This is a genomic window from Litorivivens sp. (assembly GCF_057445395.1).
The window spans coordinates 1-26,380 of the sequence record NZ_JBVBUV010000054.1 but is presented as its reverse complement, the minus strand read 5'-3'; the positions used below and the strand labels follow the sequence as shown (position 1 = coordinate 26,380).

The following is a 26,380-nucleotide window of genomic DNA, read 5'->3' as shown; positions in this document are numbered from 1 at the left end:
TAGGAGAAATACCATGGGCTTGGCTTTGATTGCTGTTTCTTTGATGATCGGTTTTGGTGCTCTGGGTACCGCCATCGGTTTCGCTCTGCTGGGCGGTAAACTGCTGGAAGGTTCTGCGCGTCAGCCTGAACTGGCTCCCATGCTGCAAACCAAAATGTTCCTGATCGCCGGTCTGCTCGATGCGGTTCCGATGATCGGTGTAGGTATCGCGATGTACGTACTGTTCGTACTCGTACCGGGAATGGCGTAAGCGCACCTTTTTTGACAGTACTTACATTTAACCGTCAAACAGAGGTGTCGGCGTGAACATTAATCTCACCCTAATTGGCCAGTCCATCGCCTTCTTGTTTTTCATCTGGTTCAGCTACGCCTTCGTCTGGAAGGCGATCAGAGCCGCCATGGATGAGCGCGAGAAGCAGATTGCTGACGGGTTGGAAGCTGCAGATCGCGCAGGTCGTGATCTCGAGCTAGCTCAGGACAAGGCTACCAAGCAGCTGAAAGAAGCGAAGGCTGAAGCGGCAGGCATTATCGAAGCTGCCAACAAGCGCGCGAATCAGATTGTTGATGAAGCCAAAGGACAGGCACGAAGCGAGGCTGATCGCATCAAGGCCGCTGCACAGGCAGAGGTTGAGCAAGAGGTCAACCGTGCCAAAGAGCAGCTGCGTTCCCAGGTTGCCACACTGGCGCTGGCTGGAGCAGAAAAAGTGTTGGAAGCGTCTGTAGACGAAGCCAAACACAAAGCGCTGCTCGACAAGCTGGCCGCCCAATTGTAAGCGAGGTAAACCATGGCTGAACTGAGCACGTTGGCAAGACCTTACGCAAAGGCGGCGTTCGAGTTCGCTCTGGCCGCTGGCGATCTCGCCGGCTGGTCGGTGCAGCTTGCGACAGCGGCGGCGGTTGCCCAACAGGACGTGATCAAAAAAGTGCTGGCTTCACCAGCGATGACCACGGCCGAGCAGGCCCAGACCTTTATCGATGTGTGCGGTGACGCACTCAGCGAAAAAGCCCAGAACTTTATTCGTGTTCTGGCGCAAAACAAGCGTCTGAAACTGCTGCCGCAAATCGCTGTTATTTTCGAAGCCCACAAGGCAGCTCAGGAAAAGAGCGTTGACGTAGAACTGTCAACGGCTTACGAGCTTGATGCTGAGACCCAGCAGAAACTGGCTGAGGCACTGAGTGGCAAACTCCAGCGCGAAGTCAAAGTAACGGCAGTCGTCAATAAAGAACTGCTCGGCGGTGTGTTAGTCCGTGCGGGTGATTTGGTTATTGACGGTTCGGTGCGCGGTCGCTTAGCGAAACTCGCCGAAGCAATGCATTCCTAAGCGATTAGACACAGGATTGAGGAACAGAGCATGCAGCAACTGAATCCATCCGAAATTAGCGACATCATTAAGCAGCGCATCGAAAATGTCGATGTGTCTTCTGAAGCTCGCAATGAAGGAACCGTAGTATCCGTATCTGACGGTATTGTCCGTATCCACGGCCTGACCGACGTCATGTACGGTGAAATGATTGAATTTGAAGGCAACCGTTTTGGTATGGCACTGAACCTGGAGCGTGACTCCGTCGGTGCTGTTGTCCTGGGTGACTACCTGGGCGTTGCGGAAGGCCAAAAGTGTAAGTGTACCGGCCGCATCCTTGAAGTACCGGTTGGTCCGGAACTGGAAGGTCGCGTTATCGACTCGCTGGGTAACCCCATCGACGGTAAAGGCCCGATCGACGCTAAACAAACCGACGCGATTGAAAAAGTTGCCCCCGGTGTAATCTGGCGTAAATCGGTTGACCAGCCTGTGCAGATTGGTCTGAAAGCCATCGACGCCATGGTTCCCATCGGTCGCGGCCAGCGTGAGCTGATCATCGGTGACCGTCAGATCGGTAAAACCGCTGTAGCGGTTGACGCGATCATCAACCAGAAAGATTCCGGCATCAAATGTATTTACGTTGCCGTTGGTCAAAAAGCGTCTTCTGTTGCTGCTGTTGTGCGCAAACTGGAAGAGCACGGTGCTATGGATCACACCGTTGTGGTTGCAGCAACCGCTTCTGACCCTGCGTCCATGCAGTTTATCGCGCCGTTCACCGGCTGTACTATCGGTGAGTATTACCGCGATCGCGGCGAAGACGCGCTGGTTATCTACGACGACCTGACCAAGCAAGCCTGGGCTTATCGCCAGATCTCGCTGCTGCTGCGTCGTCCGCCGGGCCGTGAAGCTTACCCCGGTGACGTGTTCTACCTCCACAGCCGTCTGCTGGAGCGCGCAGCGCGTGTTTCTGAAGAGTATGTTGAGAAGTTCACCAACGGTGAAGTTAAAGGTAAGACTGGCTCGCTGACCGCACTGCCGGTTATCGAAACCCAGGCAGGTGACGTATCGGCCTTCGTACCGACCAACGTTATCTCTATCACCGACGGTCAGATCTTCCTCGAAACCGATATGTTCAACGCCGGTATCCGTCCTGCAATGAACGCAGGTATCTCGGTATCGCGTGTTGGTGGTTCGGCTCAGACCAAGGTTATCAAAAAGCTGTCCGGTGGTATCCGTACTGCACTGGCTCAGTACCGCGAACTGGCGGCATTCTCACAGTTTGCTTCTGATCTTGACGACGCAACCAAGGCCCAGCTGGACCACGGTGAGCGCGTTACTGAACTGATGAAGCAGAAGCAGTACTCACCGATGAGTATTGCGGAAATGGGACTGGTTCTGTACTGCGCCAACGAAGGCCACCTGAAAGACATCGAAGTCAACAAAGTACTCGACTTCGAAGCGTCTCTGCTGTCTTACGCCAACAGCGAATACGCTGACGTAATGAAGCAGATTAACGTCAAAGGTGACTGGAACGACGAGCTGGAAGGCAAGTTCAAAGAGCTTGTTGAAAAGTTCAAGGCGACCCAGACCTGGTAAGTTTTTCCAGGGAACAATACGGCGCGCGAGAGCGCGCCTGAAGGAAGCTTGAGGGCCAATTTATATGGCAGGCGCAAAAGAAATACGCACCCAGATCTCCAGCATCAAGAGCACGCAGAAAATTACCAGCGCGATGGAAATGGTCGCCGCGAGTAAAATGCGTAAAGCTCAAGATCGCATGCAGCTGGGCAAGCCGTACGCGCAGCGCATCCGGGCAGTGGTTGGCCACATCGCCAATGCCAACCCGGAATACACCCACCAGTTCATGGAAGAACGGGAAGTTAAGCGCGTGGGCTTTATTCTGGTATCGACCGACCGTGGTTTGTGCGGTGGTCTGAATATCAACCTGTTCAAAGCCGCTATCCGCAGTATGAAATCCTGGTCTGACCAGGGCGTTGAAGTCGATCTCTGTCTAGTGGGCGCTAAAGCCAGCGCATTCTTTCAGAGCTACGGCGGTAACGTGACCGCTACGGTTCGCGATCTGGGCGAAGACCCCGAGATCAAAAGCCTGATTGGCAGCGTGAAAGTCATGCTCGACGGCTACAGCGATGGCACTATCGACCGACTGTACTTGGTGCGCAACGAATTTGTGAACACCATGACGCAGACGCCTCAGGTCGAACAGTTGCTGCCGCTGCCCGCGGATGACGACGAAGAACTGAAGCATCATTGGGACTATATTTACGAGCCCAACGCCGAAGAACTGCTGGACGGACTGCTGACCCGCTACATTGAGTCACAGGTATACCAGGCGGTAGTTGAGAACGGTGCCTGTGAACAGGCCGCGCGAATGATTGCGATGAAGAGCGCAACAGATAACGCCGGCGATCTGATCGATAACCTGCAGCTGGTCTACAACAAGGCCCGTCAGTCAGCGATCACGCAGGAGCTGTCAGAAATAGTTGGCGGTGCTGCGGCAGTCAGTGGTTAAGACTGCGAGACAGGAAACGAAATTTAAATCTTCAGGTTTGAGAGGAACCGGAAATGAGTAGCGGACGTATCGTACAAATCATCGGCGCCGTTATCGACGTGGAATTTCCACGCGATGCAGTGCCTCAGGTTTATGACGCATTGACCGTCAACGACAGTGGCCTGGTACTGGAAGTACAACAACAGCTGGGCGACGGCATAGTGCGCACAATTGCACTGGGTTCTTCCGAAGGTCTGCGTCGCGGCCTGGAAGCAACCAATACCAAAGAGCCGATCAAGGTTCCTGTTGGTACTGAAACCCTGGGCCGTATCATGGACGTACTGGGCAACCCGATTGACGAATGTGGTCCGATCGGCGAGCAAGAGCGCATGCAGATTCACCGCGACGCGCCTAAGTACGAAGAGCTGGCAGCGTCTAACGAGCTGTTGGAAACAGGCATCAAGGTTATCGACTTGGTCTGCCCGTTCGCCAAGGGTGGTAAGGTTGGTCTGTTCGGTGGTGCCGGTGTTGGTAAAACCGTAAACATGATGGAACTGATCAACAACATCGCAACCGAGCACAGCGGTCTGTCGGTTTTCGCAGGTGTTGGTGAGCGTACTCGTGAAGGTAACGACTTCTACCACGAGATGCAGGAAGCTGGCGTTGTTAACGTCAAAGACTTCAAGCAGTCCAAAGTTGCGATGGTTTACGGTCAGATGAACGAGCCGCCCGGTAACCGTCTGCGTGTTGCACTGACTGGTCTGACCATGGCCGAGAAGTTCCGTGACGAAGGTCGTGACGTACTGTTGTTCGTTGACAACATCTACCGTTACACACTGGCCGGTACTGAAGTATCAGCACTGTTGGGCCGTATGCCCTCAGCGGTAGGTTACCAGCCGACACTGGCGGAAGAGATGGGCGTTCTGCAGGAGCGTATCACCTCCACCAAAACCGGTTCTATCACGTCAATTCAGGCGGTATACGTACCGGCGGATGACTTGACCGACCCGTCGCCTGCAACCACCTTTGCTCACCTCGACTCAACTGTTGTACTGAGCCGTGATATTGCAGCGAAAGGTATCTACCCTGCGGTTGACCCGCTGGATTCAACCTCTCGTCAGCTCGACCCGCTGATCATCGGCACCGAGCACTACGATGTTGCCCGGGGCGTGCAGACCGTACTGCAGCGCTACAAAGAACTGAAAGACATCATTGCCATTCTCGGTATGGATGAACTGTCAGAAGAAGACAAGCTGGTAGTAGAGCGTGCGCGTAAAATCGAGCGTTTCCTGTCTCAGCCCTTCCACGTGGCAGAAGTCTTCACTGGCAGCCCCGGTAAGTACGTTTCTCTGAAAGAAACTATCCGTGGTTTCCAGGAAATCCTGAGCGGTCAGCACGACGATCTGCCCGAGCAGGCTTTCTACATGGTTGGCACCATCGACGAAGCAATCGAGAAAGCGAAGAAGCTGTAAGGCTCTTCAGCGTAGGCATGGGCGCCTCAGCAGAGGCGCTCGCTAGCAACGAGGTTAGAACATGGCTATGACCATACATTGCGACATCGTAAGCGCGGAAGAAGAAATTTTCTCCGGGCTGGCCAGGATGGTTGTGGCGAACGGCACACTCGGTGATCTGGGTGTTAGCTACGGTCACGCACCTCTGCTGACTGCGTTGGAGCCGGGTCCGATTCGCGTAATTAAAGACGGCGGCGAAGAAGAAATTTTCTACGTCTCCGGTGGTTATCTGGAAGTACAGCGCGGCGTAATCAGCATTCTGGCTGATACGGCAGTACGCGCTGGCGACCTGGACGAAGCCGCTGCGACAGAAGCGCAGAAGGCTGCGGCTCATGCGATGACCAATCAGAGTGGCGAAATCGACTACTCGCGCGCTGCCGCTCAGCTGGCTGCCGCCTCGGCACAGCTCCGAACCTTGCAGCAGATTCGCAAGAACTTGAAAAAGTAATTTTTTCTCAACGGGGAAAACTTCCTCGGCAGAAAGAACCAAAGAAGGGTAGCTTATAGCTACCCTTTTTCGTTTCCGATAACATCAAATTTTTGGGAAGGACGCACCGTGAAAACAGAAGTCGTGATTCTCGCCGCCGGGAAGGGCACTCGCATGCGCTCGGGGCTACCGAAAGTTATGCACCCCATCGCTGGCAAACCCATGCTCGGTCACGTGGTGGATGCGGCCAGAGCCATCAATGCCGCAAACATTCACGTGGTGGTGGGGCATGGTGCCGATCAGGTAACCGATGCGTTTGCCGACAGCGGACTGTCCTGGGTTGAACAACTGGAACAGAAAGGCACCGGGCATGCGGTTGCGCAAGCGCTCCCCAAGCTTGTCGAAAGCAGCCGAGTGCTTATCCTGTACGGCGATGTGCCGCTTATCGCCCCCGACACGCTCGCCCGACTTCTGGATCTTTGTGGCGACACAAGCATGGCTCTGCTTACCACCGACCTGAATGACCCCACAGGCTATGGTCGCATTGTTCGCGAGTTCGACAAGGTTGTTGCCATTGTCGAGCAAAAAGATGCCTCCCGTGATCAGCTTGCGATTCAGGAAGTGAACACCGGTATCATGGCCGTCAGCGCCCGGCACCTGAATAGCTGGTTGCCGAAACTCAGCAGTGACAATGCCCAGGGCGAATACTACCTCACCGACATTATCGCAATGGCAGTGGCTGACGGCGTCAGCATTGAAGTTGCCCAACCAGCAACCTCCTGGGAGGTGCAGGGCGTCAACAATCGAATGCAACTCAATGAACTCGAGCGTTATTATCAGCAGTGTCGTGCAAAGGAGCTTATGGCTAGCGGCGCTACCCTGGCTGATGCCGCGAGAATCGATATTCGGGGTAGCCTCACGGTTGGTGAAGACTGCTATATTGATGTGAATTGCGTATTTGAAGGTCAGTGTGAAATTGGCGCCAACGTCCATATTGGTCCCAACTGTGTGCTCACTAACAGTACCGTTGCTTCAGGTAGTACAATAAAAGCCAACTCTGTGCTGGAAGACGCTGTGGTTGGTGAGCGCTGCGATGTTGGCCCCTTTGCGCGACTGCGCCCCGGCACGGTTTTGGCAAGTAACGCCAAGATCGGCAATTTTGTGGAAACCAAAAAGGCCGTTGTGGGACAGGGCAGCAAGGTAAATCACCTAAGCTATATTGGTGATAGCGAACTCGGTGACAATGTTAACGTTGGTGCCGGTACCATCACCTGTAACTACGACGGCGTAAACAAATCGAAAACGGTTATCGGTGACGGAGCTTTTATTGGCTCTAACACTTCACTTGTGGCACCCGTCAGTGTCGGGAAAAACGCGACCGTTGGTGCGGGTTCGACCATTACCAGCGATGTGCCCGATGAAGACCTTGCGGTAGCGCGGGGCAAACAACGCAATATTTCAGGCTGGAAGCGGCCAACCAAAAAATAGACTGGGAAATTCATCATGTGTGGGATAGTGGGCGCGGTTGCCGATCGCAACATCAGCGGAATTTTGCTTGAGGGCCTGAAGCGCCTTGAATACCGCGGCTATGACTCGGCCGGGGTGGCGTTGGTGGCGGGCGGCACACTGACCAGCTGTAAGCAGGTGGGTAAGGTGGCAGCGCTTGAAGCCGCCATGACAGCAGAGCATCGCGGTAATATCGGTATTGCCCATACCCGCTGGGCTACCCACGGCAAACCTACTGAGCGCAATGCACACCCGCATTTTTCCGGCAGCAAGCTTGCGGTTGTTCACAACGGAATAATTGAAAACCATGCAGAACTTCGCGACCAATTGAGCGCGAAAGGGCATGAGTTCGTCTCTGAAACCGATACCGAAACTATCGCCCACCTGATTAACGACTTGATGACGGGCGGGCTCGATTTGCTCGAGGCGGTAAAAACGGCGATTCCAGAGTTGGAGGGCGCCTATGGCCTGGCGGTTGTTCACGCCGACGAACCCAATCGGATTGTATGCGCCCGCAGTGGCAGCCCACTGGTACTGGGCCTGGGCTTTGGCGAAAACTTCCTCGCCTCTGATCAGCTCGCCCTGCGCCAGGTAACAGACCGCTTTGTATACCTTGAAGAAGGTGATATCGCCGAAATCACGACCTCAGGTTACGCCATCTGGAACAGCGATGGCGACACAGTGGAGCGAGCAATAGAGCGCATTGAAGGCACGGCCGATTCTGCCGACAAGGGCCACTACCGCCACTTCATGCTCAAAGAAATCTACGAGCAACCGGCGGTGGTGAGAAATACCCTGCGCGGGCGCATTGGCCGCGATCACATATTGGAGCAAGCCTTTGGCAGCTCCGCCAGTGAGATCTTCGACAAGGTGCAGAGCGTGCAGATCGTTGCCTGCGGCACCAGTTACCACTCCGGTATGGTGGCCAAGTACTGGATTGAAGGCGTAGCGGGAATTCCTTGTCGGGTAGAAGTGGCCAGTGAATTCCGCTATCGCAAATTTGTCGTTAGCCCGGGCACCTTGCTGGTGACCATTTCCCAATCGGGCGAAACGGCCGATACCTTGGCCGCCTTGCGCTTGGCCAAAGAGCTGGACTACGCCGCCACCCTGACCATCTGCAATGTCGCGCAGAGTTCACTGGTGCGCGAATCCGATCTACGGCTGATGACCGAAGCCGGCCCGGAAATCGGTGTGGCCTCTACCAAAGCCTTTACTACCCAGCTGACGGCACTGCTTATTTTGACCGTGGCACTGGGGCGCCGCTACGCCATTGATCGCGACAAAGAGCGCGCCATTGTTGCCGCCCTGCACGCACTGCCGGCAACACTGAGCGCAGCGCTGGAGCTGGACAACGATATTTGTGCGGTGGCAGAACAGTTTGCCGACAAACACCACGCGCTATTTTTGGGCCGAGGTGCGCAGTGGCCAATCGCCATGGAAGGTGCCCTTAAGCTCAAGGAAATTTCCTACATCCACGCGGAAAGCTACCCGGCAGGGGAGCTCAAGCACGGCCCGCTGGCGCTGGTCGATGACGACATGCCGGTCGTGGCCGTAGCCCCGAACAATGAACTGCTGGAAAAGCTCAAGTCAAACTTGGAAGAAGTTCAAGCCCGCGGCGGGCAGTTGTATGTGTTTGCCGATAAAGAAGCCGGCTTCAAAAATGAGAGCGATCTGACCGTAATTCCAGTACCCACCAGCGAAGAAATGATAGCGCCCATTATTTACACGGTACCGCTACAACTGCTGTCTTATCATGTGGCCGTGTTTAAAGGCACTGATGTGGATCAGCCGAGGAACCTGGCCAAATCAGTTACCGTTGAATAAGTGCTAATCTGCGCCAAGATAAACACGTAACAAGCCCGGACTTATTCCTTGCAGGTGTTCGCGAGCGTTTATTTCATCGCGCTTTTCGACTCGACAGTGCAGCAGGGTGACACACGCCTGAAACGCCTTGCCTGCAGGTTTTGGGTAGGGGCTATTCAGATGGTGAATTAACCCCGGGCGCCGCAGCAGCAGCCAGGCAGGAAAGTGGGTGCTGGGGTGGGGCTCGTCGCTATCGCTAAATTCCTGCCACTGTGTGTTGAGCGGTCCAATGCTGGAGGCGACCGCCATTAGTGACGAGCTATCAACATCAAGTTCAAACACACTGGCTGCGGCCAGCATTGCGATATCTTGTTGTCCTCGATAGTACAGAGCCTGCGCCAATCGTCCCAGTAGCTCAGGTTGTTCCCGATAATCGGTGATATTGGCGATACTGTCGATGACCTGTTGCCAGTCTGGAATCTGCATCCAGGCATAGCTTGGATGGATGTGTGGCTCGCGGCTGGCCGCGAGACTGTGCCCCAGACGTTGCCAGGCCAGCGCGAGATAATCACGCGCCCGGCCGCGCAGTAATTCCCTGGCCACTGGCGCGATGTCATGCTCCAGCCCCGCCAATTCGTCCGCTACCCATTCAGACTCAATGACCGGGTTAGCCGCCATGTGTTTGCCGTATAACACCAGTGTTTCGAAGCGTCCGAGCTGGTTGTGATTGGGGGCGATCTCGCACAGCGTGCTGTAGGCTTTTTCGGCTTCCTGCCATTGGCGCCCGCACAGGGTATCGATCAGACCATTTTCCGCACTGGCGGTGCCGCTATCCATAAACAGATCGAGCTGCGGTAAATCTTGTGATCGCAGCCAGCGTGTCGACAGCAGTTGTGAGAGTTCGGCGCGACGGCTGAAGGCGAGCTCTCGCTCGGACTGTTCGGCGCGCCAGTCGTGATAGCGCGTACTTTCACTGACTAGCTTGAGCGCCTGAGCCTGACGCTGACCCGCCTGTAATAGCGCTAGCAGTGTGCCGGTTTCACATTCGACCGCTTGTGTCAGGAAATCGTGCTCGCCATAGCGCCACGCTTCATAGCCAGGGTAGGGCAGCAAGCCGGTATCGATCAGCCATTGAACCGGACAGAAGCTACCGCGTTCCTGAATTTGTGTTTGTATGGTCTGAAGGTCAGGTTCATTGGGCAAAGCGCGTTGCGTTTCGAGTGTCATAAAAAACCGGAATGAAAGTTTAGTCGAGCAGTGCCAGTAGCGCGGCGTTGTCCAATGCCAGCTTCTGGGTCTTTGCTTCGGCGACGTTGTAAATCTGTTGCAGCAGCTCACGTTTGTGCAGCTGCAGGGCATGGATTTTTTCTTCTACGGTGTTTTCAGCCAGCAGCTTGTAAACAAACACCGGGCGGGTTTGCCCTATACGATAGGCTCTATCGGTTGCTTGCGCTTCGGCTGCGCTGTTCCACCAAGGGTCATAGTGAATCACAGTATCGGCGCGAGTCAGATTAAGGCCAGTGCCGCCTGCCTTGAGGCTGATGAGAAATACCGGTACTTCGCCATCCTGAAAGCGTTTTACCAGTGCGCCTCGATTCTTGCTGGCACCGGTCAGCATAATGTGGGGAATTTTGTGCTTTTTTAGGTCCGCTGCGAGCCGGTCGAGCATGCGGGTAAACTGTGAAAATACCAGTACCGAACGGCCTTCATCCACCAGCTCGTCGAGCATTTCCATAAGGTGCTGGCGCTTGGCGGAGTCGACGTCATAATAGCTGTCGTCGATGAGACTGGGGTCGCAGCAGACCTGACGCAGCTGCATCAGGGCGTTGAGAATCAAAATACGGTCTTCGTTGTCTTCACCACGCAGCCGGTCTTCATGAAGACTGTCGACGCAGCGCTGGCGCAGGGTTTCATAGAGCTCGGCCTGCGCGTCGGGTAGCGGCAGTTTGACGACAACTTCGGTCTTGGGTGGCAAATCTGTAGCCACCTCTTCTTTTGTACGGCGCAGTAGAAAAGGCCCAATACGTTCCATCAGCGCGCGCGCCCGAGCCTCATCGCCATCTTTTTCGATAGGTTTGCGGTAACGTCGCTTGAAACCTTGTTCACTGTCCAGAAAGCGCGGCATCAGAAATTCAAATTGCGACCAGAGCTCACCGAGATGGTTTTCCAGCGGAGTGCCGGTAAGGCAGAGTTTGTAGGGGGCTTCCAAGCGCCGCAGCTGCCGCGATACTTGCGCGCGTGGGTTTTTGATGGCCTGGGCTTCGTCGAGAATGATGCCGCTCAGGGGCTGCTCCAGCCAGTAGTCTATGTCTTTGGCCAACAGCGCGTAGGAAGTGAGCAGCACATCGTACTCGCCGAGCTTTTCCCAGTGCTGGTGGCGCTCCAGCCCGTGCAGCAACAGGCAGCGCAAATGCGGCGCAAAGCGCTCGGCTTCCTGCTGCCAATTATGCAGCACACTGGTGGGAGCTACCACCAATGTAGGGTCGCTGAGTCTTCCCGCCTGATGCTCAATACTGAGGTGGGCGAGTGTCTGCACGGTTTTTCCCAGCCCCATGTCGTCCGCCAGAATGCCGCCTACACCGAGGTGGCGACGTTGCTGCAACCAGGCAACGCCGAGTTGTTGATAGCTGCGTAGCTCGGCATTAAAGGTGTCAGGAAGACGAAAGCTTTCAAGATTGGGCGAGGACACAATCTCTTGCGCGCGGCTCAGCAGCGCTTTGCTTTCTTCATCGCTGGCGGCGCCAGCTTCGGTCAGGCTCTGCAGGCGATGCAGCTGAGATTTGGGCAGCCGCAGGCTATCTCCTGGAGTGGCGGTTTCATCCAGCTCCACCAACAAATCCAGCCATTGCAGTAGTTTGGCCACTGGCAGCAAGACGCGGCGGCCATCGGGCAGGCTGAGTGGTAGCTCGCTGTCGCGATCCAGCGCCATCAACTGTTCACGGGTATAGCGCTGCGCGCAGTCGGTGAGTAGCGGCAGAAGCGACAGGGGCTCGTCGTCTATATGTACGGTGAGGGCCAGCTCAAACCAATTTTGCTCCAGCCAGTGTGCCGCCAGTTCGACGCGTTCGACGCTGACAAAATTGTGGCGAAAATCAGGGTCGATGCTGACCGTCCAGCCTTGGCTTTTGAGCTGCGGCACCGCGACCGTCATCACCTGTCGCCAATCCGCGCGCTGGGCAAATGTCACCTCCGCGCCGCTCAGGGGTTGGGGCTCATATTCTTCCAGTGCGAGGTAGAGGGCCTGTTCCCAATCTGCTTCCTGTTGCGGGTTGCGCTGTACTCGGTACAGCGTGCTGTTGTCGGCAGAAAAATAGGGCCGTTCATCGATCTGATCGGCGTGATCAAAACGCAGTGTCTGGCCATGGTGATGGTAGCTAAATTGCAGGCGCAGGCAGTCTTCGCCAGCGTTGCGGCCACCACTGCGGCGGTACAGGTGTAGGTGCGGCCGCGGTGAGCTGGTAACTGTTTCAACCCCGATAGTCTGGGGCAGGGGCAATCCGAGTTGGCTGAAGGCCGCTTCATGCTGTTGCAGAAAGCCGGGTATATCCTCGGGGTCTATATAGGGCGCTTCTCTGACCCAGGCGAGCGCTTCGGGCGGCAGCGCGCTGTCGATTTTTCCCAGTTCGCCGCGTGCGGTATCCCAGTAGGCCGGAGGATCAACGGGTAATACGCGGCAGGGCTTCGGTGTCAGCCAGGTCAGGTACTGGCCACCCTGATCATCGGCACGCCAGCCGGGGTCGATTGCCAGCGCATCGCCCTCGGACAGGCGTTGTCCCTGAGGGTTGCGGGCGCGCTGAGTAGCCAGTAAAGATTTCAGCCAAGCCCACTCCCGCACGGCGCCGCCTTTACCCGATTGCAGCCAGGTCTGGTCGGTTTCTGCCAGTCTGGCCAGCAGGGTTACATCGTCTTGCGACAGAAACGGCGGCGGTTGCCGTAAATGGGCTGCTTGCAGGCGATAGGGCTGTATGGCATCCAGCCGGCCATTGGGTTGCTCTCGCGCCACTACCAGGTCGAGTTGCAGGGGTGGCGTCAGCACGTAGTAAAGCTGGCGAGACTGGCTGTTTGGCTCCAGGCTCTGTTCGCGACGCAATTGTTGTAAGAAACGACTGGACATGGGTCTGTGGGCTAATGACAGTCGGCTATTGTGGCAGATGTGGGCGGTGGTCTGAATACCCTGGGGTCTGCGCTGCGAAATCCCAGTGTGGTAAAGTGCGCTGCGCCCAAATGACAGAAAGGAAAGCTCCATGCTAGGTCGAAAACTGGTTCTGAATGACAGTGTTTTGCTGATAACCGGCAAAACCGATAGCCACTGGCAGGCGCGTCGCATTTCTGATCAGACAGATATCGACGTTGAATTTCAAATACTTGCCGAGGCGCTTGCGAGCGGCAATGCGTGGTGGATTAGCGGTAGCGAGGAAGAAGAGTAGCCTCTTTTTCACTGATGCAGTACGACGTTATAGTGCTCGGGGCGGGCGCCTCGGGGTTATTCTGTGCCTTTACTGCGGCCCAGCGGGGCCGGCGTGTGCTGGTGCTGGAGCGCGCCAACAAGGTGGGCAAGAAAATCCTCATGTCTGGCGGCGGCAAGTGCAATTTCACCAATTACGCGGTGGAAGCCCATAACTTTATTTCTGCCAATCCGCATTTTTGCAAGGCGTCACTGAAGCGTTTTAGTCAGTGGTCCTTCCTCGATATGGTGTATCGGTACGACATTCCCTTTGAGGAGCGTCAATACGGTCAGTTGTTCTGCCTGAGCTCGGCCAAAGATATTCTCGCCATGTTGCTCGCGGAGTGCGAGGCTGCCGGGGTGGATATTAGCACCCACTGTGATGTGAACTCGGTGACGGCACAAGCGTCCGAGGGTGCCAGCAGACGCTACTCGGTGGCTTACCAGAATCAGGGACAAGCGCGCGAGGTATACTGCGAAGCGCTGGTGGTGGCCACCGGTGGCCTGTCAATTCCCACCTTGGGAGGCAGTGGCTTTGGTTACGAACTGGCGCAGCAGTTTGGGCTGGCACTCAAACCCCGGCAGGCGGGCCTGGTGCCGTTTATGTTCAGCGACCGACTGAAGGGGCTCTGTGAGCGCCTGTCGGGGTTGGCCTTGCCTGTGGGGGTGTCTTGCCGGCAGCAGGAATTTCTCGCAGATATGCTGTTTACCCACCGTGGTATGAGCGGACCGGCCATGCTGCAGATTTCCAATTACTGGCAGCCGGGCGATACGCTGCACATCGATTTTCTGCCGGGCGAGTCAGCCACTGACTGGCTGTTAACACAGAAACAGCAATCCCCGAAAAGCCTGCTGCGCAGCGTGCTGGGTCAAAAGCTGGCAAAAAGTCTGGTGTTGGAGCTGCAAGCGCTGTTTTGGCCGGAGCAATCAGAGACGGTGCTGGCACAGTTCAGTGACAAATACTTGCAGACGGTGGGTAAGCATATCAATGCTTTTGCTGTTAAGCCGTCCGCGACGGAAGGTTACCGTACTGCGGAGGTCACTCGTGGCGGTGTCGATACTGACGAGCTAAGTTCCAAGACGCTGGAAGCAAAAAAACAGCCCGGCCTTTATTTTATCGGCGAGGTCGTGGATGTCACCGGCTGGCTGGGAGGTTATAACTTCCAGTGGGCCTGGTCGTCAGGGTATAGCGCCGGACTGGCTGTCTAGGGTACGCCCGTCTGGCTAACTGTCGTGCTGCAAATACGTTTCAGTGGGCGCTGAAAGCCTGCAGGCAATAGCCTTTGCGCTGCGCTTCGGCAATCTGCGGATCTGGGTGTTGCTCACCCGACGCCAATTTAATCAGACGACGCTTGGTAATTTTAATCTCGCGAAAACCCTCTTTCATCAAATAGACAGTGGCGAGCTGCTCGGCACCAAAAAGATCGATGAAATTGATGTAGACGATAAAGGGGCATTCTTCGCCGGCTTTAAAATCGCCCTGATCCCGAGCCGATACCGCATTGATGGAAAACAGATACATGACATTGATTCCGTTAGCTGATAATGGCAAGGCGAAGCGCGTTAAGATTAAGCTGTAAACGACCCAGTGCAGTTTCGCCCTGAACCGTTTGGGCATCAAAATGCGCGACCTCGCGGTCACTGACATCTGGGTTGAGGCGCGCTAGTTCACAGAGCCGCACACGTTCGTTGTGGCGTTGTTGCCGGTAATTTTCCAGTGCCTGCGTGCGCCAATCGGCCTCTAAGTGCTGAGCTTGGTTTTCTGCGAGTTCGATGAGGTTGGCAAGTGGCTCGCGTATCTGGCGCAACAATGCGGGAATCAGTTTGCGCTTGATGGTCTGACACAGACCATTGAGCTGCTCGTGAGAAACCTTGCTGCCCAGCTCGCGACCCTTGGCGTCAATCAGTACGCGGGCGTAGCGATCAGGCAGATAGCGGTCGAGCTGCAGGGCGCTGGGTGCCTGGATGCCCGGATTGAGAAAACCTTCCAGCAACAGGCTGCCGGCCGGTAGGCCTTTGACCGCCAGCGTGCTGATGCAGGCGCTGCCAAAGTCGCCGGTCACAATCATTTCCATGGCATCGCGTACCAGTGGATGTTCCCAGCTGAAGAAGGCGATGTCCTCGCGCGACAAGGCCTTTTCTCGGCTAAAAGTGCCAGTGATGCCATCGGCGGGTAAGTGCGGGAAGCCATCGCTCACCATGTGATCGCCAGGCCTCAGAATGACGGTCTCGGCGCTGTGGTCCTCGTGTTCCAAACCAAACTGGTCCGCTAGCTGTTCCAGATAGTCTGCCAATTGTGCGCCGCGCTGCTCGGTTTCAACACTGGCTATCAATTGCCGAGCCTGCTCCGGGCGACAGGAGTTCAACTCCAGTAAACGGTTGCGTCCTGAATGCAGCTGAGCGCGCAGTTTGTCAGCGTGGGGGCAGGCCTGGGCAACGAGTTCAGCCATGGCGGCATCGCTGCTGAGAGCGTGTTCGAGCTGGCTGCCGAAAGCATCCAGCATGGCCGCACCGATAGTGCAGGGCTCGTCAAAGATGCGCAGGGCATCGCGATACCAAAGCAGCAGTCGCGCGGTGCTGCTGTCGTTGAAATAGGGTACGTGGATGTGTACTGCCTGCTTTCGGCCGATGCGATCCAGGCGTCCGATACGTTGTTCCAGCAGATCGGGATTGTCGGGCAGGTCGAACAGGATGAGGTGTTCGGCAAACTGGAAATTCCGGCCTTCACTGCCAATTTCAGAACACACCAATAGCTGGGCGCCACTGTCATCGTCGGCGAAATAAGCGGCAGCTCGGTCGCGTTCAAACAGGCTCATGCCCTCGTGAAATACCGACGCTGCTACTCCGCGGCGCAGGCGCAGATAATGCTCCAGATCGATCGCGGTCTGCGCATCGGCGCAGATCAACAGGGCACGCTCTTCCTGGCGCTGCAGCAGAAACGTTTCCAGCCAGCTAACACGGGCGTCTTGCGCGGGCCAATCTTCACTGGCAAAGGCGGTGGTGTCTGCGCCATCAGCGCTGTTATCAATCGGGTGCTCGTGCAGTTTCCGTTTGGGGAAGCCGCCAACCACGCTGCGCGAATTGCGAAACAGGCTACGGCCGGTGCCAAAGCGATCCAGCAGGGTCTCCAGCGCCTGTTGCTGGTAGGCTTGAGGGTTGTTCCGGAACTCGCCAGCCAATGGCTCCCCCAGCAATGCCAGGATGTCATCGTTGCTGGCTGCCTGATCGGGTGAAGCCAGCACGGCATCTACTTTTTCGCTGATGTCGTTGTATCCCGCTTGCTCTTCGACAAAGGCGGCGAGACTGGGGTAGCGATCCGGGTCGAGCAGACGCAGTCGGGCGAAATGGCCTTCAATGCCTGTGCTCTCGGGGGTGGCTGTCAGTAGCAGTACAGAAGGTATCGCACGGCACAGGGTTTCAGCCAGCGCGTAGCCGCTGTCGACCTCGCCGTTTTCTCGCCATTGCAGGTGGTGAGCTTCATCAATTACCAGCAGATCCCAGGGGGCTTCGCTAAGCTGTCGGCCGCGCTTGGGGTTGGCGCTCAACCAGTCAATGCTGGCAATGATGAATTGTTCGGTTTCGAAAGGGTTCTGTTCGCGCTCGCGCTCAGTGTCTTCGTCGTAGAAAACGGTGCTGTCTTCGTTGCGACTGGGGTCGAGCTCCTGGCAGCGCTCTTCATCAAACACGCTGAAATTCAGGTTGAAGCGCCGCCGCATTTCCACCAGCCACTGATTTACCAGACTGTCGGGCACCAAGATCAGTACCCGGTTCACGCGCTCGTCCAGATGAAGTTGATGCAGAATAAGGCCGGCTTCAATAGTTTTGCCCAGACCGACTTCGTCAGCTAGCAGCAGGCGAGGGTGTTCGCGTTGGGCGGCTTGCCGGGCAATGTGAAACTGGTGGGGAATCAGGTCGACCCGGGCGCCGAGAATGCCGCGACTCTGGCTGGCACGGGCCTGATTGCGCACAGCGAGCGTGCTGGCGCGCAGCATAAAGCGTTTGGGGTCGTCCAACTGGCCACTGAGCAGCCGTTCTTTGGCGGTGTGCAGCTGAATCTCGTGGCCGAGCAGCTGCTCCGGTATTGGATGCAGTTCGCCATTGTCGTCTTCGGCGAGATAGACAAAACACTGGTTGTGTTCCTGAATATCGCGCACCACCAGGCTGTGTTCACCCTGCAGGCTGATCGATTCACCTACCTCGAACCGTACGCGTGATAGCGGCGCGTTGTCGATCGCGTAGGTGCGTTCTTCTTCGGCGGCGGGAAAATTAATGGTAATGCGGCGGTTTTCAGCGTCCACGATCAGTCCAAGACCGAGATCGGGCTCGGTCATGCTGATCCAGCGCTGGCCATTGGCAAAGGCTTGTGACATTGCAGCGAAAGTTACATCGGGAAAAGCGGGCGTGCATGGTACCCGCCTTGAGGGCTGAGGGAAAGGCGAAAACCCGGTTTTAATGCCGCTCAGCAGTTGCCGCTGCGCGCGCTGGACTCTAGTCGCGGACGTCCATTGCTGCTGATGATCAGCTTGGTTAGTTTGTCGACAGCATTGGAGCAAAAGGTGACGGTGCCCGCCTGAAAGGCGCCATTGGCTGATTTGGATTCGCCGGTGGCGACGTAAGAGATCATGGCCGCCACCGACGAATTGCCGCTGATACTGAGGTCTGCGGCGTAGCCCTCCCGTGCGTAGAGCACAGTTTCACCCGTGTCATAGGTTCCGTCCCCGTTGGAATCGATAAAGGTGGTCCAGCCGGTGTGCCAGTGGTTGTCACCGTTGCTGATGGTGACTCGGGTGGCGCGATTTACCGCCTCATTGCGGGCGAGCTGTACATCGTTGAGCAGGTCGTGGGCCGCAGCGCGCAAGCGGTACTTGGTTATGATACTGCCTAGAGTGGGGGTGGCCAGCGACAATATAATGGCGCCGATAGCCAGGGTAAAAAGTAGTTCCAATAGCGTGAATCCCTTGCTCTGCATCACAGTTCCCTCCTGGAAGTGCAGCCTATTCTAGACAAGAATCCGTAAAGTCTGTCAATATCGTCGCTTAAATAATGCACTGGCGCCTCTGGGCGTTCAGATGAAACATCAGAACATGAGGTTCAGATGATTAAAGAAGACCAAGGATGGTGTCTTGCTCCCCGCCTGTACAAAAATCAAACGTTATTCCGTGCCTCCGGGTTTACCTTGATTGAGGTGCTGGTGGCGTTACTGGTCACGGCCCTGGGCGTCTTTGGCCTGGTAGCCGCCAACCTCAACGCCCTCAAATTCAACCATACCGCCGATGTACGTTCACACGCCAACCTGTTGGCCTACGATATTGCTGACCGCATGCGCGCCAATCGCTTTGCGGCACTCGACGGGCGTTATGACCTGAGTTTGAGCGATTCGGCACCCACCGGCACCGCGATTTACCAGGTTGACCTGAGCGATTGGCTCGGTGGCCTTGCCACGCAATTACCCGCAGGTGATGGCGCAATCTCCCGCGATGACACGACCTTTACCATTACCGTTCAATGGGACGAGAGCCGGGTGGGTGGTTCCCGTATCGCCGACGCTGATGGTGAGCATATTCAAGCCTTTGTATTTGTGGCGGAGCTGTGACCATGCCTCACCAGCAACGCGGTTTCGGGCTTGTGGAATTGATGATCGCGCTGACGCTTGGCTTGGCGCTCACGGGCGCAGTGCTGCAGGCTACCCTGGCCAGCCAGCGCAATCACAGCCTGCTGGAGGCGGGCGCCCAGCTGCAGGAGAACGGGCGTTTTGCGCTGCGTTATTTGTCGCAAGGGCTGCGCACCGCCGGCTTTATGGGTTGCCCGAATCTCAGTCATATTAAGGTGAATGTGATTTCGGATGCGCCGCCGGACGACATGGATTTCACCGGTAGCGGAGTAATCAGCGGGCTGGATAACGTCGGCACCAGCAACGATTACAGTGCAGTTGCTGGCACGGACATTGTGGAATTTCAGCGCGCGGGCCTGCCGGCTACACGTCTGGCAGGGAATCTCCCCCCAAACAACGCCAATATTCAGGTGGAGAGTAATCCCGCTGGGCTGGTACGCAACGACTATGTATTTATTACTGATTGCGTTAACGCCGACCTCTTTACCGCAACCACTGTTTCGAACAGTCAAAATGGTGGCAATAGCAATGGCGGTAGCAGCAACAGGGCAGTGGTTACGATCACTCATGCCGAAGGTGTCAACACAAGCAACCGGTTGAGCAAAGTGTATGGTGAAGACGCCATGGTCATGGGCTTTGAATCGGTGGCGTATTTCATCAGAGACACGAATCGTGATACCGCCAAGGGTCACTCTATTCACTCGCTTTATATTCGCGCCCGCCAGCCCGGTTCGGGTGGCACGGCACCTGTTGCACAAGAGCTGGTTGAGGGTGTGGAGGATATGCAGCTGACCTACGGCGTCGACACCAGCGACGACAGGACAGTGGACGCCTACAAGACAGCGGCAGACATTTCTGACTGGTCGAAAGTGTTGAGCGTGCGGATCAACCTGCTGATGCAGAGTATCGACGATAGCGTGGTAAGCAGTGCACAACGCGGTTTGATTTTTAACGGAGATGCGGTGAATACCAACGACGGACGCTTGCGGCAAACCTATTCAACCGCAGTGGCGATTCGCAACCGGTTGCCCTAGGGAGAAGACGCTAATGTACATTCCAACGAAACAGGCTGGGGCGGCGTTGGTGGTGTGTCTGGTGTTGATGCTGTTGCTAACCGTAATCAGTGCCAATGCCCTGCGTTCCACTACGTTGCAGGAACGTATGGCTGGGAATGAGCGCGATACCCTGGCCGCATTTCAAGCAGCTGAAGCCGGTTTGCGCGCTGCCGAGCAGTTGCTGGAGAGCTCCGCAACATTGTCGTTTAACGGCAGTGGCGGATTGTTCAGTTTTTGCGACGATGCCAACCAAACGAAATGTAACCCCCCGGATTGGGGTGACCGCAGCGCCACTAACTGGCGGGCGGTTACCCGTTTCTCCAGCGCACTGGACAGCGACCCCCAATTCTATATTGAAGAGTACGGCGAACTCAGCACAAAGGTAGCCTCACTGGCGGCGGATGCCCCCCCTGAGACCTTTACCATGTATCGCATTACCGCCAGAGGTTTTGGTCTTTCTGATAGCTCGATGGTGGTGCTGCGTGCTTTCTATCGACGCAAGCAATAGGAAAATAACATGAAGCGATTTTCCGTAGGTTTGTTGGCCGGTTTGCTGATCTGCTTTCAAACACAGGCCGAGCTCAGTATTGCCACAGCACCTCTGTCACTGTCGGCCGGTGTGACCCCGAATATTCTGCTGGCGGTGGACGATTCCGGGAGTATGGACTCCGAGATACTGCTGCCCACAAACGATGGTGCACTGTGGTGGAATACTACGACGCAGAGTTTTTCTGGTCTGAATGCAGAGGACGAGCCTGCAGCAGGCGTGCTTAATGTGAATAAGGTGGGGGAAGCCAACAGCACCTGGAAAAAGTATGTCTACCTCTTCCCCAACGGACATCACAGCCGAAGCGACCCGCGTGGATTGCGTGTATATGAGGACGCCGAACACGACCATTTTGCTGTACCGCCGGTACCGCTGTTTGCCTTCGCACGTTCGCCAGACTTCAACAAAGCCTATTTTAACCCCCGCGATCGATATGCGCCCTGGCCCAGCGTTGGTGATCACACGTATCACAATATAAACCCCACTGAAGCGCCCAGTGATCCGGAGAAGGGCTCGTTCACGTTTGACCTTACACGCGAGATTGATCTCGACGGTAATAACGAAAAATTTAAAGTATTTGCGGGAATGCCAAAGCCCGGTATGGGTAGCGGTACTTACCGTAGCGCTGGCAGAAAAGACATCGCTTATTTTCCGGCCACTTTCTATCTGGCTGAAGCGCTGCCGGCAAGCTATGGCTACACCGGCAGCACCATGACCGGGTTCGCGCCTGACGGCGTTACCTCACTGCTTGGTTACGAAATCAAGCCGGCTAATTTTTCCACTCCCGAACACTACCAGGCGATGATTCAGAATTTCGCAAACTGGTTTTCTTACTATCGCAAACGCCATTTGGCTACTCGGGCGGGGATAGCCGGCTCGCTGTTCGAAGTACGAAAAGCGCGTGTTGGTTATTTCACGATAAACAGTCGCAATGCAGTGTCGATGCGATCGCTGGAGGATGTTGGTGAGCGGGAATCATTTTATGGCGATATTTATGGCTTGGGCGGCAACAGCGGCGGAACGCCAAACAAGCAGGCCCTCAAACACGCAGGTAACCAGTTTAAACGAGATGATTCTAATGCGCCGATTACGGCCTCCTGTCAGGCGAATGCGGCGATACTGTTTACCGACGGCTACAGCAATACACACAATCCCGACGTCGGGAATGCCGATGAGCACAAGGGAGCGCCCTACGCAGATGGGGTTTCAAATACGATGGCTGATATTGCCATGCATTTCTATGACACCCATTTGCGGGCTGATCTGGACAGCGGCAAAGTGCCCGTTGATGAAGCCTGTAATCGCAGCGATCGGTTGCCAAGCCTGGACTGTAAAACTGACCTGCATATGCTGACTTACGCGGTCACGTTGGGAGCTCGAGGCACCCTTTACGATCCGGACAATCCGCTAAACCCGTACAGTACGCCACCGAGTTGGCCCACAGAGTTTCCCAACCGCAGCCCAACGGCGGTCGACGACTTGTGGCACGCCACGATCAATGGACGGGGCGCAATGTTGACCGCCGACAAGCCGGTGGAAATCACAGACAAACTCAAGTCAGCCATTACCACCATTTTGCAATCGGTTGGCTCGGCCTCGGCGGTAGCTGCCAACTCCACCCGACTGGATGCCAACTCCCGCGTTTTTCAGGCGCGTTACGACAGCCGTGATTGGTCCGGTGAATTACTGGCCTACAATGTTGCCGGTGACGGGTCTTTGGAGAGTCGGGCATGGACCACCGATACCAGCACCGCGATACCAGCCCACGACACCCGGAAAATTTTCACCAAAAACAGTTCGGGTGGAGCCGAATTTCTTTGGGACGATCTTGATGACTCACAGAAAATTGCATTGACGCCGGATACGTCCGATACAGATCGTGCCACCGTGGGGCCGCGGGTGGTTAACTGGTTGCGGGGTGATCAGAGTCGAGAAGGTACGGATACCAGCCTGCGCATACGTACGAAGCGTCTGGGTGATATCGTCAATTCCACTCCCTTCTTTCACTGGAAACAGAATTTTGGGTTCTCCTCGCTGGCGACCGAGGGTGCAAGCTATGCGAGCTATGTTGCCAGCAAGGCCACGGAACCCGCCGTTATCTACGTAGGGGCGAACGATGGCATGCTCCACGCGTTTAAGGCCACTACAGGCGAGGAGCTTTTCGCCTACATTCCGGCCGGTGTCTACCAGAATCTCTATAAACTTGCACAGCCTGATTATGAACATCGCTACTTTGTAGACGGGCCATCGCAGGTTCACGATGCGTATCTGAATAGCGCCTGGCGCTCGGTGCTGGTGGGGTCAACGGGCGCTGGCGGAAAGTCTGTTTTCGCGCTGGATGTCAGTGACCCCGACGGTATGACTGCCAGCGATGTGCTTTGGGAGTTTCATACCTCGAGCAGCAGCAGCGATAAGCTGGGTGTCGCGCTGACGAACCCAGTGATTGCGCGTCTTGCGAGCGGCGACTGGGTGGCCATTTTTGGCAATGGCTACAACAGCGGCGATAGCCTCAAGCTGTTTGTCCTAGACCTGCTGACTGGTGACATTATTCGTGTCATCAATACCGGCGTATCCGGTGAGGACAATGGCTTGGGGAATATCGTGCCGGTAGATGTGGATGCTGACCGCATGACCGACCATGTATACGCCGGTGACCTTAGTGGCAACGTGTGGAAATTTGACCTGACGGGTAGCTCAAGCTCCGATTGGGCGGTCGCCTATGAGGATAGTGGTAATCCTGCGCCACTGTTTATAGCGAAAGATGCAGACGGTGTCAGTCAGCCCATTACCGGCCGAATGGCGGTTGGGCCAGGGGAAAATGGCAGTGTGATGGTCTATTTCGGCACCGGCAAGTACTTCGGGGCCAGTGATGGCGAGGTGGGCACTGGTCCTCAAACCCAGAGCTTTTACGGTATTCAGGATTCGGGTTCGCAGGTGTCCGGTCGTTCCGACTTGGTTGAGCAGACCATTGTGAGTGAGGGTTCGACGAGTCTTGCTGGTACCGGTAATAGCTCGGAATCTGCACTACGGGTGGTATCGAATAATACGGTTGACTACACCAGTCATAAGGGCTGGTACCTGGACCTGAAACTCGTGACAGCGACCGATGGCGGCGGTGAGCGGGTGGTAGAGCAGCCAATTCTTAGGCATGGCCGGGTAATTTTTGTGACTCTGCAACCGTCCGCAGACTCCTGCGATTTTGGTGGCACCAGCCACCTGATGGAGCTGGATGCCAAGACTGGTGGTCGGCTGGCTTATGCGGTATTTGATGCCAATGGCGACGGAATCATCAATAGTGCGGATTTGATGACGGTTGATGCCACCAGCATTCCGCCGAGTGGTAAAAAGTTCACCGAGATCATTTCCCGTCCGGGCATTATCGATGCCGGCGCCAAGGAATATAAATACACGTCTGGCTCGCGCGGAACCCTGGGAGTGACCACTGAAAAAGGCGGCGGCTATATCAGTGGTCTCCAAGCCTGGTGGCAGTTGCGTTAGCTTTTGCACAAACCCAGCGCAGACAAACCTTTTGAGCACTAACGACTATTTGTCGTCGTAGGCTCCCGGGGCGCGCTGCTCGGTTTGTCGATCCAGTGCGCCTACATCGAGAAAGGGCGATGCATCGATGTGCTGGGCATCCATCATCTGTGCCACGCGCTGCAAGGCACTTATGATCATGGTCTGCTCCCACTCCTGTAAGTCTTTGAATTGTCTTATAAAATTTTCTTGGAGCAGGGTGGGGGCCGTCTTTAGTTTGTCCAAGCCTTCGTCAGTGATATAGGCCAACACTTTGCGCTTGTCCTGCTGTGAGCGTTCTCTGCCCACATAATGTTTCTTTTCAAGACGATCGATAATGCTGGTAACAGTGGCCTGACTAAGACTGATTTCTTCTGCCAGCTCGCCAATGGGAATGCCGCCTTTGTCGCGCAGGGTCTGCATCACCATTAGCTGCGGGGCAGTCAGTGCGGCGGTTTTCACCAAGTGCTTGGATTGCAGGTCGGTGGCGCGAATTACACGCCGCAGGGCGACCAGTACGTCTTGAATAGGGTCCATTTTGGCTCGGTGTCTGTGAACGAAGCGGCAAAATTTTAAACGAATATGACGTCGAGCGGGGAACTTATGCGAAATATTTCCATAGTGTTCTAAGTAATCCACCTTGATAGATGGGGTGTAAATCCAGTAGAATGCTTCGTACTCGATTGAATATTAAGGGATGGGTTTGCGAAATATCTTCTATTAATGGTTTAAAAACAATCATATGCAGCAGTTGGATTGTTTTTGAGCAGTAGAGATATAGTGAATCCTAAATATTTTGAATAGTACAAAATCTCAAGCCTCTATGGATACAGTGCAGGAGGCTTTGAGCCTTCGTCCGCCGCGGGCAACCGACGGTGCTGCACTACATCAACTGGTGGCGAACTGTCCGCCGCTGGATCCTAACTCCCTGTACTGCAACCTTTTGCAGTGCTCCCATTTTGCCGATACCGCAGTGGCGGTGGAATACAACGGTGAACTGGTGGGCTTTATCTCCGGCTATATCCCCCCCGGCAAACCCGACACCTTGTTTGTATGGCAGGTGGCGGTGGATTCCTCCATGCGAGGCCAGGGTCTGGGCGGAAAAATGCTGGCTCATCTGGTGGATCGCACAGGGGTGAAATGGATGGAAACCACGGTAACGCCAGATAACGGAGCGTCGTGGGGAATGTTCCGCAGCTTTGCCCGCAAGCGCGGCGCCGAGTGTGAAGATTGCGGTCCGCTGTTTGAGCGCGATGCGCATTTTGGCGGCAAGCACGACAGCGAACACCTGGCCCGATTGGGCCCATTTACGAATCAAGCATCTTGAACCTGACTGAGGACAGAACAATGACTATATTTGACCAATTAGAATCCGAAGTGCAGAGCTATGCCCGTTCATTCCCGGTAACCTTCGACAAGGCTCAGGGTGCCAAGCTTTACGATACCGAGGGCAAGGAATACATCGATTTTCTGGCGGGTGCCGGCACGCTTAACTACGGCCACAACAATCCCGTTCTGAAAGAGGCGCTGATTGAATACCTGCAGGCTGACGGCATCGCCCACGGGCTGGATATGCACACCCGTGCCAAGGAGGAGCTGCTGACGGCCTTTGATGAGTGCATTCTCAAACCGCGCAACCTCGAGTATCTGCTGCAATTTACCGGCCCGACTGGCACCAACGCGGTGGAAGCCGCGATGAAAATTGCACGCAAGGTAAAAGGGCGCAGTGAAATTATTGCTTTTACCAATGGTTTTCACGGTTGCTCGCTGGGCGCACTGGCGGCTACCGGTAACCGTCATCACCGTGGCGGTAGTGGTGGTGTGTCATTGCCTGACGTAACCCACATGCCATATTCGAACTACTTCGGTAACGATGTAGATACGATCGCGATGATTGATCAGCTGATCGAAGACCCCTCCAGTGGTGTAGATCAGCCAGCAGCGGTATTACTAGAAACCGTTCAGGGCGAGGGTGGCCTGAATGCGGCCAGCTTTGAGTGGCTGCAAGGCATCGAAAAGCTGTGCAAGAAGCATGACATGCTGATGATTGTCGACGACATTCAGGCGGGTTGTGGTCGTACCGGTACCTTCTTCAGTTTTGAGCCGGCTGGTATCAAACCTGACATCGTGACCTTGTCGAAATCACTGAGCGG

23 protein-coding genes are annotated in these 26,380 nt (G+C 55.6%); 17 read left to right on the top strand and 6 right to left on the bottom strand.

Features of this window, described 5'->3' with window-relative positions; genetic code table 11:
- The first annotated feature begins 13 nt into the window (after positions 1–13).
- The 9 genes from atpE to glmS all read left to right on the top strand — a co-directional run bounded on the left by atpE (position 14) and on the right by glmS (position 9,075).
- Positions 14–250, top strand: coding sequence for a F0F1 ATP synthase subunit C (atpE, locus tag AC222A_RS14045; RefSeq protein ID WP_183411463.1), 237 nt, complete (start codon positions 14–16; stop codon positions 248–250).
- 52 nt (positions 251–302) lie between these two features.
- Positions 303–773 (top strand): F0F1 ATP synthase subunit B, encoded by a 471-nt coding sequence (locus AC222A_RS14040; protein WP_372749784.1) that lies wholly within the window; start codon positions 303–305, stop codon positions 771–773.
- A gap of 12 nt (positions 774–785) precedes the next feature.
- Entirely contained in the window at positions 786–1,322 is a 537-nt protein-coding gene (locus AC222A_RS14035) for a F0F1 ATP synthase subunit delta (RefSeq protein WP_372749783.1), read from the top strand.
- 30 nt (positions 1,323–1,352) lie between these two features.
- Positions 1,353–2,897 (top strand): F0F1 ATP synthase subunit alpha, encoded by a 1,545-nt coding sequence (gene atpA, locus AC222A_RS14030; protein WP_372758737.1) that lies wholly within the window; start codon positions 1,353–1,355, stop codon positions 2,895–2,897.
- A gap of 64 nt (positions 2,898–2,961) precedes the next feature.
- Positions 2,962–3,828, top strand: coding sequence for a F0F1 ATP synthase subunit gamma (gene atpG / locus AC222A_RS14025; RefSeq protein WP_372758738.1), 867 nt, complete (start codon positions 2,962–2,964; stop codon positions 3,826–3,828).
- A 53-nt stretch (positions 3,829–3,881) separates the two neighbouring features.
- Complete coding sequence (atpD, locus tag AC222A_RS14020) at positions 3,882–5,279, top strand: F0F1 ATP synthase subunit beta (protein WP_372758739.1); 1,398 nt, start codon at positions 3,882–3,884, stop codon at positions 5,277–5,279.
- A 61-nt stretch (positions 5,280–5,340) separates the two neighbouring features.
- Entirely contained in the window at positions 5,341–5,766 is a 426-nt protein-coding gene (locus AC222A_RS14015) for a F0F1 ATP synthase subunit epsilon (protein WP_372758740.1), read from the top strand.
- A 108-nt stretch (positions 5,767–5,874) separates the two neighbouring features.
- A complete protein-coding gene (gene glmU / locus AC222A_RS14010) occupies positions 5,875–7,233 on the top strand; it encodes a bifunctional UDP-N-acetylglucosamine diphosphorylase/glucosamine-1-phosphate N-acetyltransferase GlmU (RefSeq protein ID WP_486775143.1) in 1,359 nt (452 codons plus the stop codon).
- 15 nt (positions 7,234–7,248) lie between these two features.
- On the top strand, positions 7,249–9,075 hold the full coding sequence (glmS, locus tag AC222A_RS14005) for a glutamine--fructose-6-phosphate transaminase (isomerizing) (RefSeq protein ID WP_486775142.1): 1,827 nt from the start codon (positions 7,249–7,251) through the stop codon (positions 9,073–9,075).
- A gap of 3 nt (positions 9,076–9,078) precedes the next feature.
- Here the strand turns inward: glmS and AC222A_RS14000 are convergent, their stop codons facing one another.
- Positions 9,079–10,281 carry a hypothetical protein gene (locus AC222A_RS14000; RefSeq protein ID WP_486775141.1) on the bottom strand — a complete coding sequence of 401 codons (1,203 nt, stop codon included), beginning with the start codon at positions 10,279–10,281 and terminating at the stop codon, positions 9,079–9,081.
- Between the two features lie 19 nt (positions 10,282–10,300).
- The gene (locus AC222A_RS13995; protein WP_486775140.1) at positions 10,301–13,168 is read right to left on the bottom strand and encodes a DEAD/DEAH box helicase; all 2,868 of its coding nucleotides are present in this window, start codon (positions 13,166–13,168) and stop codon (positions 10,301–10,303) included.
- A 130-nt stretch (positions 13,169–13,298) separates the two neighbouring features.
- On the opposite strand from AC222A_RS13995, the gene AC222A_RS13990 reads away from it, so the two are divergent.
- Positions 13,299–13,481, top strand: coding sequence for a hypothetical protein (locus tag AC222A_RS13990; RefSeq protein ID WP_372765322.1), 183 nt, complete (start codon positions 13,299–13,301; stop codon positions 13,479–13,481).
- Between the two features lie 14 nt (positions 13,482–13,495).
- Positions 13,496–14,707 (top strand): BaiN/RdsA family NAD(P)/FAD-dependent oxidoreductase, encoded by a 1,212-nt coding sequence (locus AC222A_RS13985; protein WP_486775139.1) that lies wholly within the window; start codon positions 13,496–13,498, stop codon positions 14,705–14,707.
- A 40-nt stretch (positions 14,708–14,747) separates the two neighbouring features.
- On the opposite strand, the gene AC222A_RS13980 is transcribed toward AC222A_RS13985, so the two are convergent.
- From AC222A_RS13980 to AC222A_RS13970, 3 genes are all read right to left on the bottom strand, one after another.
- Positions 14,748–15,020: a hypothetical protein gene (locus AC222A_RS13980; protein ID WP_372798095.1), complete on the bottom strand. Its 273-nt coding sequence runs from the start codon at positions 15,018–15,020 to the stop codon at positions 14,748–14,750.
- Positions 15,021–15,033: 13 nt separating this feature from the next.
- Entirely contained in the window at positions 15,034–17,868 is a 2,835-nt protein-coding gene (rapA, locus tag AC222A_RS13975) for an RNA polymerase-associated protein RapA (RefSeq protein WP_486775138.1), read from the bottom strand.
- 89 nt (positions 17,869–17,957) lie between these two features.
- A complete protein-coding gene (locus tag AC222A_RS13970; RefSeq protein ID WP_372760113.1) occupies positions 17,958–18,467 on the bottom strand; it encodes a GspH/FimT family pseudopilin in 510 nt (169 codons plus the stop codon).
- Between the two features lie 126 nt (positions 18,468–18,593).
- On the opposite strand from AC222A_RS13970, the gene pilV reads away from it, so the two are divergent.
- The 4 genes from pilV to AC222A_RS13950 are packed head-to-tail and all read left to right on the top strand — an operon-like array spanning position 18,594 to position 24,209.
- On the top strand, positions 18,594–19,091 hold the full coding sequence (gene pilV / locus AC222A_RS13965) for a type IV pilus modification protein PilV (RefSeq protein WP_486775137.1): 498 nt from the start codon (positions 18,594–18,596) through the stop codon (positions 19,089–19,091).
- A gap of 2 nt (positions 19,092–19,093) precedes the next feature.
- Positions 19,094–20,143: a PilW family protein gene (locus AC222A_RS13960; protein ID WP_486775136.1), complete on the top strand. Its 1,050-nt coding sequence runs from the start codon at positions 19,094–19,096 to the stop codon at positions 20,141–20,143.
- A 13-nt stretch (positions 20,144–20,156) separates the two neighbouring features.
- Positions 20,157–20,672 carry a pilus assembly PilX family protein gene (locus tag AC222A_RS13955; RefSeq protein ID WP_486775135.1) on the top strand — a complete coding sequence of 172 codons (516 nt, stop codon included), beginning with the start codon at positions 20,157–20,159 and terminating at the stop codon, positions 20,670–20,672.
- 9 nt (positions 20,673–20,681) lie between these two features.
- Positions 20,682–24,209, top strand: coding sequence for a pilus assembly protein (locus AC222A_RS13950; RefSeq protein WP_486775134.1), 3,528 nt, complete (start codon positions 20,682–20,684; stop codon positions 24,207–24,209).
- A 45-nt stretch (positions 24,210–24,254) separates the two neighbouring features.
- Here AC222A_RS13950 and AC222A_RS13945 read toward each other — a convergent pair whose 3' ends face one another.
- Positions 24,255–24,764 (bottom strand): MarR family winged helix-turn-helix transcriptional regulator, encoded by a 510-nt coding sequence (locus AC222A_RS13945; RefSeq protein WP_372750674.1) that lies wholly within the window; start codon positions 24,762–24,764, stop codon positions 24,255–24,257.
- 286 nt (positions 24,765–25,050) lie between these two features.
- Here AC222A_RS13945 and ectA point away from each other — a divergent pair, with 286 nt between their 5' ends.
- Positions 25,051–25,554, top strand: a complete 504-nt coding sequence (gene ectA, locus AC222A_RS13940) for a diaminobutyrate acetyltransferase (protein WP_372750673.1) — start codon at positions 25,051–25,053, stop codon at positions 25,552–25,554.
- A 20-nt stretch (positions 25,555–25,574) separates the two neighbouring features.
- Positions 25,575–26,380, top strand: an 806-nt coding sequence (locus AC222A_RS13935; protein ID WP_486775133.1) for a diaminobutyrate--2-oxoglutarate transaminase, incomplete at its 3' end; no start/stop codon positions are given.